A 13261-nucleotide genomic window follows, 5' to 3' on the forward strand; every position below is an offset into this window, starting at 1 on the left:
ATCCATAAAGATCACTTCCTTTACTGGAGATGAAACCAGTATCTTTCAACCTGGTTCTCTCCGTCTTCCATTATATTTTCAAGGATTCCACCGCACTTTTCTATGGTTTTTTCAGAAGCGGTATTTCCTACAGCACACGTGACTAGAATCTTTCTAAGTCCTCTTTTCTTAGCACAGTACAGTATTTCTTTCAGCATATATGTGGCATAGCCCTTTTTTCTTTCCTCTGGATGAACACCATAGCCGATCTGCCCAGCAACGGCGAGCAGATAGGCATTCAAAGAATGTCTCAAAGTGCATGCACCAACAATGGTGTCGTCTCTAAAAAGAAACCATACTTCCTGAGTGACGAAAGGCTCTTCCGCAACTGTTTCAAGTTCTCTTGTATCTTTCAGCCAGTCCTCGAAAGACAAAGTCCCAAGCCTTGCTGCTTGAGGGACAAGTTTAAGGTTTCTCTTTCCCCAGGCATCGTTATATCTCAGAATCTCTTCCTTCATGGTCTCATCGGGTTTTACTAACCGCAGCATGGTCTACTCCTCCACATACATTTACTTCTATTATATGCGATTTTCTTGCAATAAAACAAAAAAGAGACTAAAAGCCTCTTTTTTATCATCTTATCTAGCGTTTTTAACCTTTGCAGCCTTACCAACTCTGTCTCTTAGGTAGAACAGCTTAGCTCTTCTTACTCTACCCTTTCTGACAACTTCAAGCTTGTCTACAGATGGTGAATTTACAGGGAAAGTTCTTTCTACACCAACACCATAAGCAAGTCTTCTCACTGTGAAAGTCTCACGTACTCCACCGTTCTGAACCTTGATTACTGCGCCTTCGAATACCTGGATTCTTTCCTTGTCGCCTTCCTTGATTTTAACGTGGACCTTAACGGTGTCTCCTACGTTAAACTTAGGTAGTGCAGTCTCTCTCAACTGCTCTGCTTCAATCGCTCTGATTAATTCGTTCATGTGCATTCCCTCCTAATGATAAATTGACGTTCATACAGAAGCATTTCTTCCCAGTGGAACGCCCGTACTAGCACAAACTATATATTACCACAAACAACAATACTGTTACAAGTAGAAATCATCACTTTTCCTGATCTTTGAAGAACTTTTTCAAGATTTTCAGGTCATCTTTAGATAGCTGATGTTTTGCATAAAGATCAGGTCTTTTTTCTTTTGTAGTCATCAGCATCTGGTATCTTCTCCACTGCCTGATATTCTCATGATGTCCCGAAAGTAGAATCTCCGGAACCTTTTCACCTTCATACACCTCGGGTCTTGTATACTGCGGATACTCCAGTAGGTTCTCAGAAAAACTTTCTTCCACAGAACTTTCGTCTCTGCCAAGAACACCTTCCCGAAGTCTCAGAATGCTGTCAATGATGGGAATGGCTGCCATCTCTCCTCCAGTGAGAATGAAATCCCCCAGGGAGATCTCCTCATCTATGTCCTCATACAGCCGCTCATCAATCCCTTCATAATGGCCACAGAGAAAAATCAGCTGATCCTCCTTGGCTAGCCGTCTTGCTGTATTCTGATCAAAAGTCTTGCCCTTGGGTCCAAGAAAAATCACCGGTCCGCCATTGGCCTTTTTGATTTCCTTCAGTGCATCCCGTATGGGCTGAACACTCATCACAAGACCACTTCCCCCTCCATAAGGGTAATCGTCCACTTTCCTGTGCTTGTCTTTTGAAAAATCTCTGATGTTCACAGGATTAATGTCAAAAAGACCCTTCTCTTTGGCACGTCCTATGATACTTTCATTGAAGAGAGAAAACATTTCAGGAAACAACGTCAGAATATCAATCTTCATCGGACCATACCCGGATCGGCTTGATGATGATCTTCTCAGCTTCCACATCCACAGACAGAACCACATCCCTTATGGCAGGAATGAGCAGCTCCTTAGGCTTCTTGATCCAATACACATCATTGGCTCCGGTCTGAATCACATCCGCTACTTTGCCAAGTTCCAGCCCCTCTTCGTCATATACTGTGCAGTCTTTAAGATCCTCAATGAAATACGAATCCTCTTCAAGTTTTACCGCTTCCTCACGGGGAACAACAAGAAGCTTCTTCCTCAGCTTCTCTGCCTCTTCCACGCTGTCTACACCTTCCAGCCTCAGAATTGCACGATCATGACCTACGGTCACATACGAAACTTTGACTTCCTGTCCGTCAATAAACACTCTCTTTAGTTTTTTAAAACGCTGAATGTCATCTGTTAGAGGAAATACTTTGACTTCACCCTTGATGCCATGCGGCTTTGTGATTTCTCCTATGGTTAGAAACTTCTTCATAGACACCTCATTATGATTACATGAATGATGCAGAAATAGTGCAAAAGCCCACTTATTTCTAAGCAGGCTAAAAAGCAATAGCTGTTATACTATTTCTACATGAACTTTTTTGTTTTCCTTCATAGAAGCCGCTTTCACGACAGTTCGGATGGCTTTGGCAATTTTACCCTGCTTGCCGATGACCTTCCCCATGTCCTCTGGATGGACACGGAGCTCCATGGTAAGCGTACCATCTTTCTCCACTTCAGTGACGGAAACTTCTTCGGGGTGATTCACTAATTCCTTAGCGATGAACAGAACTAATTCTTTCACGTCATTCCCTCCGATTACTTCTTGATTCCAGCCTTGTCAAATAGTTTAGCTACAACATCTGTAGGTTGTGCACCCTTGTTTAACCATTCTGTTGCCTTTTCAGCATCAATCTTGATTTCCTTTGGTTCACTTACTGGATTGTAGAAACCGATCTCCTCGATGAACTTACCATCTCTTGGGCTCTTGGAATCTGCAACTACCAGTCTGTAGAAAGGAGCTTTCTTGCTTCCCATTCTTCTTAATCTAATCTTTACTGCCATTATATATTCACCTCCAAATTTTATGGTTGTTAAAAGGGTAATTTGCCAAAAAGACCTTTTTTGCCGCCTTTTTGCATACCGCCCATTTGTTTCATCATTTTCTTCATATTATCGAAGCCTTTGATGACTTTGTTGACATCTTGTATGGTTACACCAGCACCTTTGGCAATTCGCTTCTTCCTGGATGCATGCTCCAGAAGCTTCGGGTTACGTCTTTCTTTCTGAGTCATGGAGTGAATGATGCTTTTAGTTTTCAGCATTTCTTTCTCTCCGTCCTCCAGATTGACCCCCTTCATTTCCTTGCTGTTCATTCCTGGAAGCATTTCCATGATCTTATTCAAAGGTCCAAGTTTTTGCATTTGCTCAAAGGCTTTGAGATAGTCTTCATAGTTGAATTCCTTGCTCATCATCTTCGAGCCTAGTTCCCTAGCCTCTTTTTCATCAATGGAGGACTGAGCCTGCTCAATAAGAGTCAGAACATCACCCATACCAAGGATACGGCTGGCCATACGTTCCGGATGGAACACTTCCAAATCGCTCATTTTTTCGCCGACACCGGAGAACTTAATCGGTTTTCCAGTCACTTCCCGGATGGAAAGTGCTGCACCGCCTCGCGTATCACCATCAAGCTTAGTCAGAATCACACCTGTGAGATTCAGCGCATCATCAAAACTCTGCGCTACATTCACAGCATCCTGTCCAGTCATGGCATCCACTACAAGGAGCGTCTCCATAGGTCTCACAGCGGTTTTTATGCCTTTCAGCTCATCCATGAGGGTCTCATCAATATGCAGTCGGCCTGCTGTATCTATGAGCACCACATCACAGCCTTCTTTACGGGCATATTCCATGGACGCTTTGGCAATGTCCACAGGGCTTACTTTATCGCCCATGGCAAATACCGGGATATCAATTTGTTTTCCTACAATCTGCAGCTGTTTGATGGCCGCAGGCCTGTAGATATCTGCTGCTACAAGAAGTGGCTTTCTGTTCCTCTTTCGAAGATGAAGTGCAAGTTTTCCTGCCATCGTGGTTTTACCTGCACCCTGGAGTCCAACCAGCATGAATGCTGTGATGGATGAGTCAAAACTAAGTTTTGCCTCACTGCCCCCCATGAGCGCGGTCAGTTCCTCGTTGACAATTTTGACAACCTGCTGTCCTGGTGTAAGGCTCTCAAGAACCTCTGAACCAGTAGCCTTTTCACTGACATTCTTCACAAAGGTTTTTACAACCTTGAAGTTAACGTCCGCTTCCAGAAGGGCTAGCCTTACTTCTCTCATGGCTTCTTTGATGTCATTTTCTGTCAGCTTGCCTTTTCCACGGAGCTTTTTGAACGCTTCCTGGAGCCTATCCGCTAAACTGTCGAAGGCCATGTAATTCCCTCCTTATAACTCCACAAGGAGTTTCTCAATTTCACTGCAATAACAATTCTTCTCTGTTAAAAGTGTCCTCAGCTGATCTTTGACTTCCTCATCTTTTATAGAATTGGCTAGAAGATTAAGCTTCTCTTCATAGTCTGTCAAAGTTCTGTAACACCTTTTGATCAGGTCATGTATCGCTTGTCTGCTGGTATTCTGATTTTCCGCAATCTCTGATAATGACAAATCCATATTATAGTACTGTTCTAAAATAAGTCTTTGTTTTTCTGTCAGAAGCTTCCCATAAAAATCCATCAACAAGGATATTTCAATACGATCGTCCATAACCTCACCTACCACATTGATTAGTTTACCGAAAAAGATTTTAGCTGTCAAGTACTTTTACTTAACAGCCGAAAATTTATTTATGGTTCGGTTCCCGATTCCCAGAACTGGTATGGTGACTAAATCAGTGCGTCTGCAAATGCTTTCGCGTCAAAGTCCTGCAGATCCTCAATAGCCTCGCCAACACCAATATAGACTACTGGTATTTTTAGACTTTCTTTGATGGACAGAACGACACCGCCCTTTGCTGTACCATCGAGCTTAGTCAGGATAATTCCGTCAAGTTGAGCCACCTTCTGAAACTCCTTCGCCTGAATCACCGCGTTCTGGCCGCTGGTTCCATCCAGTACCAGAAGGGAGTATATATTCGCATCTCCAAATTCTCTATCGATGACTCTTCTGATTTTTTCCAGTTCATTCATGAGATTTTTCTTGTTATGCAGACGGCCTGCAGTGTCACATAGAAGCACATCCGCATTTCTCGCTTTAAATGCTTCCAGCGCATCATAGACAACTGCCGCTGGATCTGAGCCTTCCTGATGTCTCACAATGTCAACCTCTGCCCGCTTCGCCCAAACTTCAAGCTGGTCGATGGCTGCTGCTCTGAATGTATCCGCTGCAGCCAGAATCACTTTTTTCCCCTCATTCTTGTACTTGAAAGCAAGCTTTCCAATGGATGTGGTCTTTCCTACCCCATTGACTCCAATGATCAGAAGAATTGTAGGTTTTTTCACCTCAAAGTTCTTCTCTTCATCCTCCATGAACTCTGAAATCACTTCTTTCAGCACATCTCTGACCTTATCTACTTCTGTGACTTTCTGAAGCCTTATTTTCTTCCGAAGCCTCTCAATGAGCTCCATGGAAGTTTCATATCCCACATCTGATGTGATCAGAACTTCCTCCAGCTCCTCAAAAAGATCCTCATCTATGGTCATGGCAAGACCTAGAACCTCATTCATTTTTCCTGTGATATTCTCACGTGTCTTCGTGAGTCCATTTTTTAGTTTTTCAAAAAAATTAGCCATTTTCCCTCCTTGCAGCTGACAGGTCCATCGAAACGATCTTCGATATCCCCTTCTCCTCCATGGTGACTCCGTACAGTGCATCGGCAGACTCCATGGTTCCTTTTCTATGTGTGATCAGTATGAACTGAGTTTCCCTGGCAAACTCACTTAAAAATTCAGCAAACCGGTATACATTCGCATCATCCAGCGCAGCTTCAATCTCATCCAGAATACAGAAAGGTGTGGGCTTCATTCTCAAAATTGCAAATGTCAGCGCAATGGCAGAGAGCACTTTTTCTCCACCGCTCATGAGTGTGATGTTCTGAAGCTTTTTCCCCGGTGGCTGCACACTGATCTCAATGGGTGCCTCCAGTATATCTCCATCCCCTAGAATAAGTTTCGCATTTCCTCCCTGGAAGAGTCTTCTGAAGGTATCATTGAAATTCTCATTCATCACTTTGAAGTTCTCAGTGAACAGAGTTCTCATCCTAAGTGTCATATCCATGATGATTTCTTTCAGCTCCAGTTTGGCTTTTTCCAGGTCTTCCTTCTGACTGGATAAGAAGGTGCTATGTTCACTGACTTCTCTGAACTCCTCAATGGCTGCCACATTCACATGCCCCAGCGAAGAAATTTCTTTGCGGAGCGTATTCATCCGCTTTCTGAACAGATCTTTGTCTTCCATGGGAATTCTCTCTTCCTTGGCTTCTGCCAGGGTAAGATTCAGCTCATCATTGATTTTATTAAGGAGATTCTGATTTTCTTTCTCCAGTTTCTCCAAAGCATCTTTCACTTTGAAAAGCTCCTTGTCAATGACATGATACTCTTCGTCCAAAGTCCTGACGGTGGCGCTGAGATCCTTCATTTCAGCTTTGTCCCGAATTTCCTCCATGGCCATTTCATCCAGGATTTTCTCCATACACTGAAGCTCACCCTTTAATGCCTCCACAGTTTTCTCCAGAAGGGTTACAGTGTTCAGTCCTTCTTCAATCTCTATGAGAAGTCCACCATTTTCTTTTTCCAGTTCAGATTTGGATGACTCCAACGTCTCAAGGCTGACTCTCAGCTTATCTATTGCCTCACGCTTTCCCTTATATGCTTCTATAAGTGTCGCTTCCTGAACAGAAGCTTCCATTACCTCCTGCTTGAGGAGATCATATTCGCTGTATTCTTTTGTACGCTTGTCTTTCAGCTCTTTCAGGTAATCTTTGCTTTTTAGTCTTTGGGTCAGATGTTCCTGGATTTTTCCTTCAATTCTTTCAAGCTCTCCATCCAGAAGCACAAGCTCGTCTTTTTGAGAAAGCAAGCTTCGCTCTGCTTCTTTCAGGATACCAGCAAGGCGGTTCAGATCCTTCACAAACCCTTCTCGTCTTTCCTGGAGCTTTGTCTTTTCCATCTGATGATCCTGAATCACATAAGAAGCTTCTCGTTCCGCCTTGAGCTTTTCCTGATATATTTTTTCAAGCCCCTGTTTTTCGGCAAGTTCTTCCAGACGCTTCTCCTTCAGCTCCGAGTTTGACGCCAGGAGATCCTCAAGATCTTTCTTTCTGGAGAAGATCCCTGAAGATTTTTTATAAATACTGCCTCCGGTCATGGAACCGCCGGCATTGATGATATCTCCTTCTAGGGTGACAATTCTGTGGGTATACCCCATCTCCTTGGCAGAGGCCAACGCTTCTTCCATATTGCGTGCAACAAAAATCCTTCCAAGAAGATTCGCTGCAATCCCCATGAATCCAGCATCAAATTCGACGAGATCCAAAAGATTGCCCAAGAGTTTTCCTTTTTTCAAGGCAGGCTCCTTGGCCTTCGTCCCTTTAATTACATTCAGCGGAAAAAACGTAGCCCGGCCAAAGGATTTTGCTCGAAGCAGATCAATAAGTACCTTGGCATCCTGGTCCGTTGGCGTGATGATGTTATTGACCTGAGATCCCAATGCCACTTCCAGGGCTTGTGCATATCCGTCCTTCGGTTTTATGACTTCACCGACAAGATGCACTTTTGAGACCAGTCTATGGGACGACCCTTTTAAAAAGGTCATAAGAGACTTCACAGATTTTGTATAGCCTTCATAATGCTCCTCTAAGTTCTTGAGAAGATTCATCTGAGACTCCTGTCCCTTCAGTTCGTACTCCATATTCTTGATGACAGATTCCAGCTTTGTCATCTCTTCTGCCACTTTCATCGTATCATCTTTTCGTGCAATCAGATCTTTCTCATAAAGTTCAATCTTCTGTTTCAGCTCAAATATCTCAGCTTCTGTCTCTGTCTTCGCCATTTCATTCATAACTTTTGAAGCCTCATAGCTCTCCATGACAGACTCTGTATGTTCAATTCTTCCCTGCAGCATATCTCTCTGCCGGTACTGTTCTTTGGATTCCTCCTGAAGAGTTCGGATTTTTTCCTCAGCATCCTCCTCCTCTTCTCGAAGTCCTCGCTGTGCATCCTCGCTAAGCTTCAGGCTCTCTTCCAATACCCGGATTTTTCTTTGCTGCTCATCCAGTCTTAAGCGCACTTCTTCTTTGAGGTTTTTACTGCCGTCTAGTGCTTGGAGCAGCTCTTCCATCTGGGCAGTTTCTAGGGCGATTCTCTCCTTAGCCAGTTCAATCGCTCTCTCATTTTTCATCAGAAGAGATTTCTTATCCTGAATACGCTGTGACAGCAGGGAGATTTCATTCTCTGCGGAATCCATTTCTTCTCTTTTTTGATAAAACACTTCTTTCTTTTCTGTTTCAAGAGCTTTTTTCTCATCCATGGATGATTCCAGCACATTTTGTTTCTCTACGGCTTCTTCACGCTTTCTGCTGATCTCAGTAAAATTCTTCTCAGCGAGGAGAGACCTCTCCTCAAGAACTTTCTTTTCGCTCTCAAATTCTTCCAGATCTGAAAGAATCAGAGAAATCTGTATGCTCCTCTGTTCTTTACTAAGGACCAGGAACTTTTCCGCTTTTACTTTTTCTCGTTCCAGGGGACCGATTCTCTCTTCATAGGTATTTAAAATATCCTGAACTCGAAGAAGGTTCTGCTCTGTATTCTCGAGCTTCTTCTCTGACTCTTCTTTTCTGCTCTTGTACTTCACTATACCTGCTGCTTCTTCAAGAAGAGCTCTTCGGTCATCCATTTTCCCACTTAGAATGGCTTCGATCTTTCCTTGCCCAATAAGAGAGTATCCCTCTTTACCAATTCCCGTATCCATGAAGAGTTCATGGATGTCTTTGAGCCTGCAGGTGGTATTATTGATCAAATACTCACTTTCACCGGATCGGAAGAGTTTTCTTGTGACACTGACTTCAGAGAAAGGAATGGGCAGCTTTCGCTCACTATTGTCAAGAAGCAGTGTGACTTCTGCAAATCCAAGTGGTTTTCTGAAGTCTGTGCCCGCAAAAATTACATCCTCCATTTTACCGCCGCGAAGCGACTTCACTTTCTGCTCACCAAGCACCCATCTGACAGCGTCAGAAATATTTGATTTTCCTGAACCATTCGGTCCCACTACGGCAGTAATCCCGTTATTGAAGTTGAGGAGTGTTCGGTCTGCAAAAGACTTGAATCCCCGGATTTCTATAGACTTTAAATACACGTGCTACACTCCTTTCCAAGCTGTCTGATTTGTATGATGTCTTCGACTTTATCAGGAACTATGGTCACTTTCACATTTTTCTTTTCCTGAACCACTCTGAAATACTTCTTTTTTCCAGCATATAACTTTGACAGATCCCGCTCGCCTATGGTGACTTCCAAGGACTCCTCCGGCACCTCTAGGATTCTTTTCATGAGAAGATACGATTCACAGAGTTCTCTAAAGGCAGGGTGGAAAGGTCCTGCAAGGATTTCGCCTCCCTCATTGATCTCCTCTGTAGTCTGAAGCCCTGCACGAATCACAAGGACATTCTCTTCTTTGCACCTCTTCATCATCAGTGCTGCAGTTTCCACTGCCTCTTCCAGCGTATAGGGTACATAGAGGCCTTGGTTGTAGAGTTCTGCCATCTCTGTATCCTTCAGAACCAGCGCAGGATAAATGCGCATCAGATCAGGCTTCAGCAAAAGAACCTCCTCCAATGATCTAATATCCTTTTCTTTTGAGTCAGAAGGCAAACCCAACATGAGCTGATGCCCCAGGATCATCCCAAACTTTTTCACAAGTTCTGATGCTAGTTTCACACTTTTTTTGGGGTAGGATCTATTAGAGGCAAGAAGCACCTCTTCATCCATGGACTGGATTCCAAGTTCCACAACATCCACCGTATAACTGGCGAGATGCTTCATTGTCGCAAGATCAATATAGTCCGGTCTGGTGGACAATCTGATTTTATCCACCTTGCCACACATCTTAGCATTTTTTGCCGCTTCAAGAAGCTCCTGCTGTTTTCGGAGATCAATGGCAGTAAATGTACCACCGAAAAAAGAAACCTCAACAGTCGTTTGATCCCTGTCTATGGTTTCCAGATAAGCATCTATCGTCTCTTCAACATATTTACCAGTAATTTTATTGTAGTCTTCTCTCAGCTGACCTGTAATTTTTGCCTGATTACAGAAAATGCAATCATGAGGACATCCCACATGAGGAATAAAAATCGGAATGATTCGATGTCTATTCATGGCTTTCCTCAGCACGTACATATTTCTTCAGTGCATCTTTAGCTGCCAACTGTTCGGATTCCTTCTTGGAATACCCTTCACCTTTTCCCATGGTGATGCTGTCAATGACAACTTTTGAATAGAACTTTCTGCGGTGTGGAGGTCCCTCATAGCGAATCAGCTCATATTTGATCTCAATTTCTCCATTCTCCTGCAATATTTCCTGAAGACTCGTTTTGTAATCCAGAACAATCTCATTCTTGTTGGCTAAATCAACAATCTCCATGAAGTGTCTAAGCACAAAACTTTTCGCCTCATCCATCCCCTGATCCAGATAGACCGCAGCTATCACTGCTTCTACTGCATCCGCAAGGAGCGCTGCCCGTTCTCTGCCTCCGGTGATCTCCTCACCTTTACTCATCCTGATATGCTCGCCTAAATGCCATTTTACAGCAACTAAATGAAGTGAGGCTTCACAAACGATCAGAGCCCGGAGCTTGGTCAGCTCTCCTTCGGTTTTGTCCGTAAAGTTTTTATAGATATACTCTGTGATGGCGAGCTGTAGCACTGCATCTCCTAGAAATTCCAATTTTTCATTATACTGCATATTTTTATGTTGATTGGCATAGGATGAATGCGTCAAAGCTGTTTCCAACAGATCCTTCTTGTGGAAAAACACACCAATTCTCTTCTCAAATTCCATCTCAAACTCCTTTTATAGAAGTTCATTCGTCAAGCTTCATAAAGCCTCACGAATAAACTTGTAATCCATATTATTATACAAAAAAATTAAAGTCCCGTATATAGGCGAAGCCTCTATACAGGACTCGGTAAACAGGATGATTAGTCTTCACCGACTACTGTAGTGAGATAGTTTACAACGTCTCCAACAGTCTTTGCCTGTTCCGCCTCATCATCAGAAATTTCAATGTCAAACTCTTCTTCAAGAGCCATCACGATCTCAACGATATCCAGGGAGTCTGCGCCAAGATCCTCAAATGTTGCTTCCATAGTTACTTCATTTTCATCAACACTTAGTTTATCCACAACGATTGCTTTAAGCTTTTCAAAAATCATATCAATTCACCTCCATCAATTTGTATAATAGTAGAAATGCACGCTCGATGCAACATAAAAAATGGATTATTTCAGATTTCCCTTGAACTTTTCCAAGTAATCTCTATCATAGAAGTTCTTCGCCTGCCTGATGGCATTCTTGAAAGCCCTTGCATCTGAAGTGCCATGAGCCTTGATCACAATCCCGTCAACACCTAAAAGACTTGCTCCGCCTTCTTCTTTGTAATCATTCTTCCGCATGAATTCTTTCAAGCTGGGTTTCACGAGAGCTCCTCCAATTTTTCCTCTGGTTGTGCTCATCATGGCGCCTTTAATCATGGACATGAGGTTTTTCACAACACCCTCATACATTTTCAGAACAACATTTCCTGTGAATCCGTCGCAGACAAGAATCTCAACATCACCATCTGTAATCTCTCTTGGTTCTACGTTGCCAACGAAATGAATCCCTTCTTCCGCCTTCAGGAGCTGATAAGCAGCTTTTGTCAGTTCATTTCCCTTCTCTTCCTCTCCACCGATGTTGATCAGACCCACCTTTGGATTCTTGATCCCTTTCAGAGATTCAAAGTACGCCGTTCCCATCTTTGCAAATTCCACCAGATTTGAAGGCTTCACTTCAGCATTGGCTCCCAGATCAATAACCATGAACGGACCATTTTTACCAGGCATCAGAGCAGCAAGTGCAGCACGATCCACTCCTTTGATTCTTCCAATGACCAGGAGGCCACCAGCCAGAATAGCCCCTGTAGAACCAGCTGAAACTACCGCATCTGCTTTTCCCTCTTTTACAAGATCCATGGCTCTTCGGAGAGAGGAATCTTTTTTTCGTCGGATACCAAGTACAGGCGATTCATTCAGTGTGATTACTTCTCTGGCATCCAGAATTTCAATCTTCTCTGGGTCATACTCGTATTTCTTAAGTTCTTCTTCAAGCACTTCCTTAGGACCTGTCAGAATTATGCTGACACCATACTCCTTTACTGCTTCCACCGCTCCCTTAACAGGCTCCTGTGGTGCAAAATCTCCACCCATTCCATCTAAAGCAATAATCAAACAAACCACTCCTTCGATTACTGGTATCACCCAGTATTACAGTATTATACTTTTATCTTACTATTCTAGTCAGTATACTGAATCATAACAGCATTCTCTTAAGAAAAATTTAAACTCTTTGAGAATCAAAATGCTAAAAAAGCAAGAATACCCGTCTTCTTCAAAAAGAAAACGGGTATAAAAAAAGGAAAGTCAAAGACTTTCCTATTCAACTTCAGTTGCCACAACTTCCTTACCGTTGTAGTATCCGCAATGCTTGCAGACTCTGTGTCCAAGTTTCATTTCATGACACTGTGGACATTCAACAATACCAGGTGCACCTACTTTGAATGTTGACGCTCTTCTACGGTCTCTTCTACCTTTAGAAAATTTTCTAGCTGGATTTGCCATTATTACACCTCCTTAAACATGTCCTTGAGGGCTGATAATCGAGGATCCACCTCTTCATGGGTACAGTTGCACTGACCCTCATTCAGGTTTTTTCCGCAATCCTGGCAGAGTCCTTTACAGTCTTCCTTACATAGAACTTTTAAAGGCAATGCCAAATAGATGTTATTCATGACAACATCTCTTATATCGAGAGCATCTCCTTCCTCTAAGGTGATGACGCTCTCGTCTTCTTGTTCATCTTTAGAAACTTTTTCATCCACCATAAGGTCCAAGTCCACCTCAAAAGGTTCGAGGCATCTGGAACAGACATGCCTAAGACGTGTTGATACAGACAGCTTAAGTTCTGCAACACCCTGTAGTACATTTACTTTCCCTTTGATCTGGATGGGTTTCAGAATTTCAATGGTCTCGTTGTTATAAACAAGATTCTCTTTGTGGTAGGCAAAATCGATATCCTTGCTTATGGATTTTACGCTTGAATCCTGCAGTATTATTTCCATTTTGAATTCTCCTGTCATCCGCGCTTTACAGATGTTCATTTGTTCGAGTTATACTTCTCAAGCAAACACATATTATTATATA

The 13261-nt window shown here is 43.0% G+C and carries 16 protein-coding genes; all 16 read right to left on the bottom strand.

What is annotated here, in order from left to right; all coding sequences use genetic code 11:
• Positions 1-20: 20 nt before the first annotated feature.
• The 16 genes from BM243_RS02670 to BM243_RS02745 all read right to left on the bottom strand — a co-directional run bounded on the left by BM243_RS02670 (position 21) and on the right by BM243_RS02745 (position 13179).
• Positions 21-527 (bottom strand): GNAT family N-acetyltransferase, encoded by a 507-nt coding sequence (locus tag BM243_RS02670; protein ID WP_083422564.1) that lies wholly within the window; start codon positions 525-527, stop codon positions 21-23.
• A 90-nt stretch (positions 528-617) separates the two neighbouring features.
• Positions 618-965, bottom strand: coding sequence for a 50S ribosomal protein L19 (rplS, locus tag BM243_RS02675; protein ID WP_074909987.1), 348 nt, complete (start codon positions 963-965; stop codon positions 618-620).
• Between the two features lie 121 nt (positions 966-1086).
• Positions 1087-1815: a tRNA (guanosine(37)-N1)-methyltransferase TrmD gene (trmD, locus tag BM243_RS02680; RefSeq protein ID WP_074909990.1), complete on the bottom strand. Its 729-nt coding sequence runs from the start codon at positions 1813-1815 to the stop codon at positions 1087-1089.
• Positions 1805-2302 carry a ribosome maturation factor RimM gene (gene rimM, locus BM243_RS02685; RefSeq protein ID WP_074909993.1) on the bottom strand — a complete coding sequence of 166 codons (498 nt, stop codon included), beginning with the start codon at positions 2300-2302 and terminating at the stop codon, positions 1805-1807. Before rimM ends, trmD begins: the two co-directional genes overlap by 11 nt.
• Before the next feature lie 84 nt (positions 2303-2386).
• Complete coding sequence (locus BM243_RS02690) at positions 2387-2614, bottom strand: KH domain-containing protein (protein WP_074909996.1); 228 nt, start codon at positions 2612-2614, stop codon at positions 2387-2389.
• A gap of 14 nt (positions 2615-2628) precedes the next feature.
• Positions 2629-2874 (bottom strand): 30S ribosomal protein S16, encoded by a 246-nt coding sequence (gene rpsP, locus BM243_RS02695; protein ID WP_074909998.1) that lies wholly within the window; start codon positions 2872-2874, stop codon positions 2629-2631.
• Positions 2875-2903: 29 nt separating this feature from the next.
• The gene (gene ffh / locus BM243_RS02700) at positions 2904-4247 is read right to left on the bottom strand and encodes a signal recognition particle protein (protein WP_074910001.1); all 1344 of its coding nucleotides are present in this window, start codon (positions 4245-4247) and stop codon (positions 2904-2906) included.
• Positions 4248-4259: 12 nt separating this feature from the next.
• Positions 4260-4577 (bottom strand): putative DNA-binding protein, encoded by a 318-nt coding sequence (locus BM243_RS02705; protein WP_074910004.1) that lies wholly within the window; start codon positions 4575-4577, stop codon positions 4260-4262.
• A 119-nt stretch (positions 4578-4696) separates the two neighbouring features.
• Entirely contained in the window at positions 4697-5602 is a 906-nt protein-coding gene (ftsY, locus tag BM243_RS02710; RefSeq protein WP_074910006.1) for a signal recognition particle-docking protein FtsY, read from the bottom strand.
• Positions 5595-9161 (bottom strand): chromosome segregation protein SMC, encoded by a 3567-nt coding sequence (gene smc / locus BM243_RS02715; protein WP_074910009.1) that lies wholly within the window; start codon positions 9159-9161, stop codon positions 5595-5597. The genes ftsY and smc overlap by 8 nt, the downstream gene beginning before the upstream one ends.
• Positions 9152-10180, bottom strand: coding sequence for an elongator complex protein 3 (locus tag BM243_RS02720; protein ID WP_074910012.1), 1029 nt, complete (start codon positions 10178-10180; stop codon positions 9152-9154). The genes smc and BM243_RS02720 overlap by 10 nt, the downstream gene beginning before the upstream one ends.
• On the bottom strand, positions 10173-10862 hold the full coding sequence (gene rnc, locus BM243_RS02725) for a ribonuclease III (RefSeq protein WP_074910016.1): 690 nt from the start codon (positions 10860-10862) through the stop codon (positions 10173-10175). The genes BM243_RS02720 and rnc overlap by 8 nt, the downstream gene beginning before the upstream one ends.
• Positions 10863-11002: 140 nt before the next feature.
• Positions 11003-11233 (bottom strand): acyl carrier protein, encoded by a 231-nt coding sequence (gene acpP, locus BM243_RS02730; RefSeq protein WP_431602434.1) that lies wholly within the window; start codon positions 11231-11233, stop codon positions 11003-11005.
• A gap of 69 nt (positions 11234-11302) precedes the next feature.
• Positions 11303-12289: a phosphate acyltransferase PlsX gene (gene plsX / locus BM243_RS02735; protein ID WP_074910021.1), complete on the bottom strand. Its 987-nt coding sequence runs from the start codon at positions 12287-12289 to the stop codon at positions 11303-11305.
• Positions 12290-12493: 204 nt separating this feature from the next.
• On the bottom strand, positions 12494-12679 hold the full coding sequence (gene rpmF, locus BM243_RS02740; protein WP_074910023.1) for a 50S ribosomal protein L32: 186 nt from the start codon (positions 12677-12679) through the stop codon (positions 12494-12496).
• A gap of 2 nt (positions 12680-12681) precedes the next feature.
• Complete coding sequence (locus BM243_RS02745; protein WP_177213442.1) at positions 12682-13179, bottom strand: YceD family protein; 498 nt, start codon at positions 13177-13179, stop codon at positions 12682-12684.
• Between the last annotated feature and the right edge of the window lie 82 nt (positions 13180-13261).

The sequence above is a fragment of the Proteiniclasticum ruminis genome (assembly GCF_900115135.1).
GTDB lineage: Bacteria > Bacillota > Clostridia > Clostridiales > Clostridiaceae > Proteiniclasticum > Proteiniclasticum ruminis_A.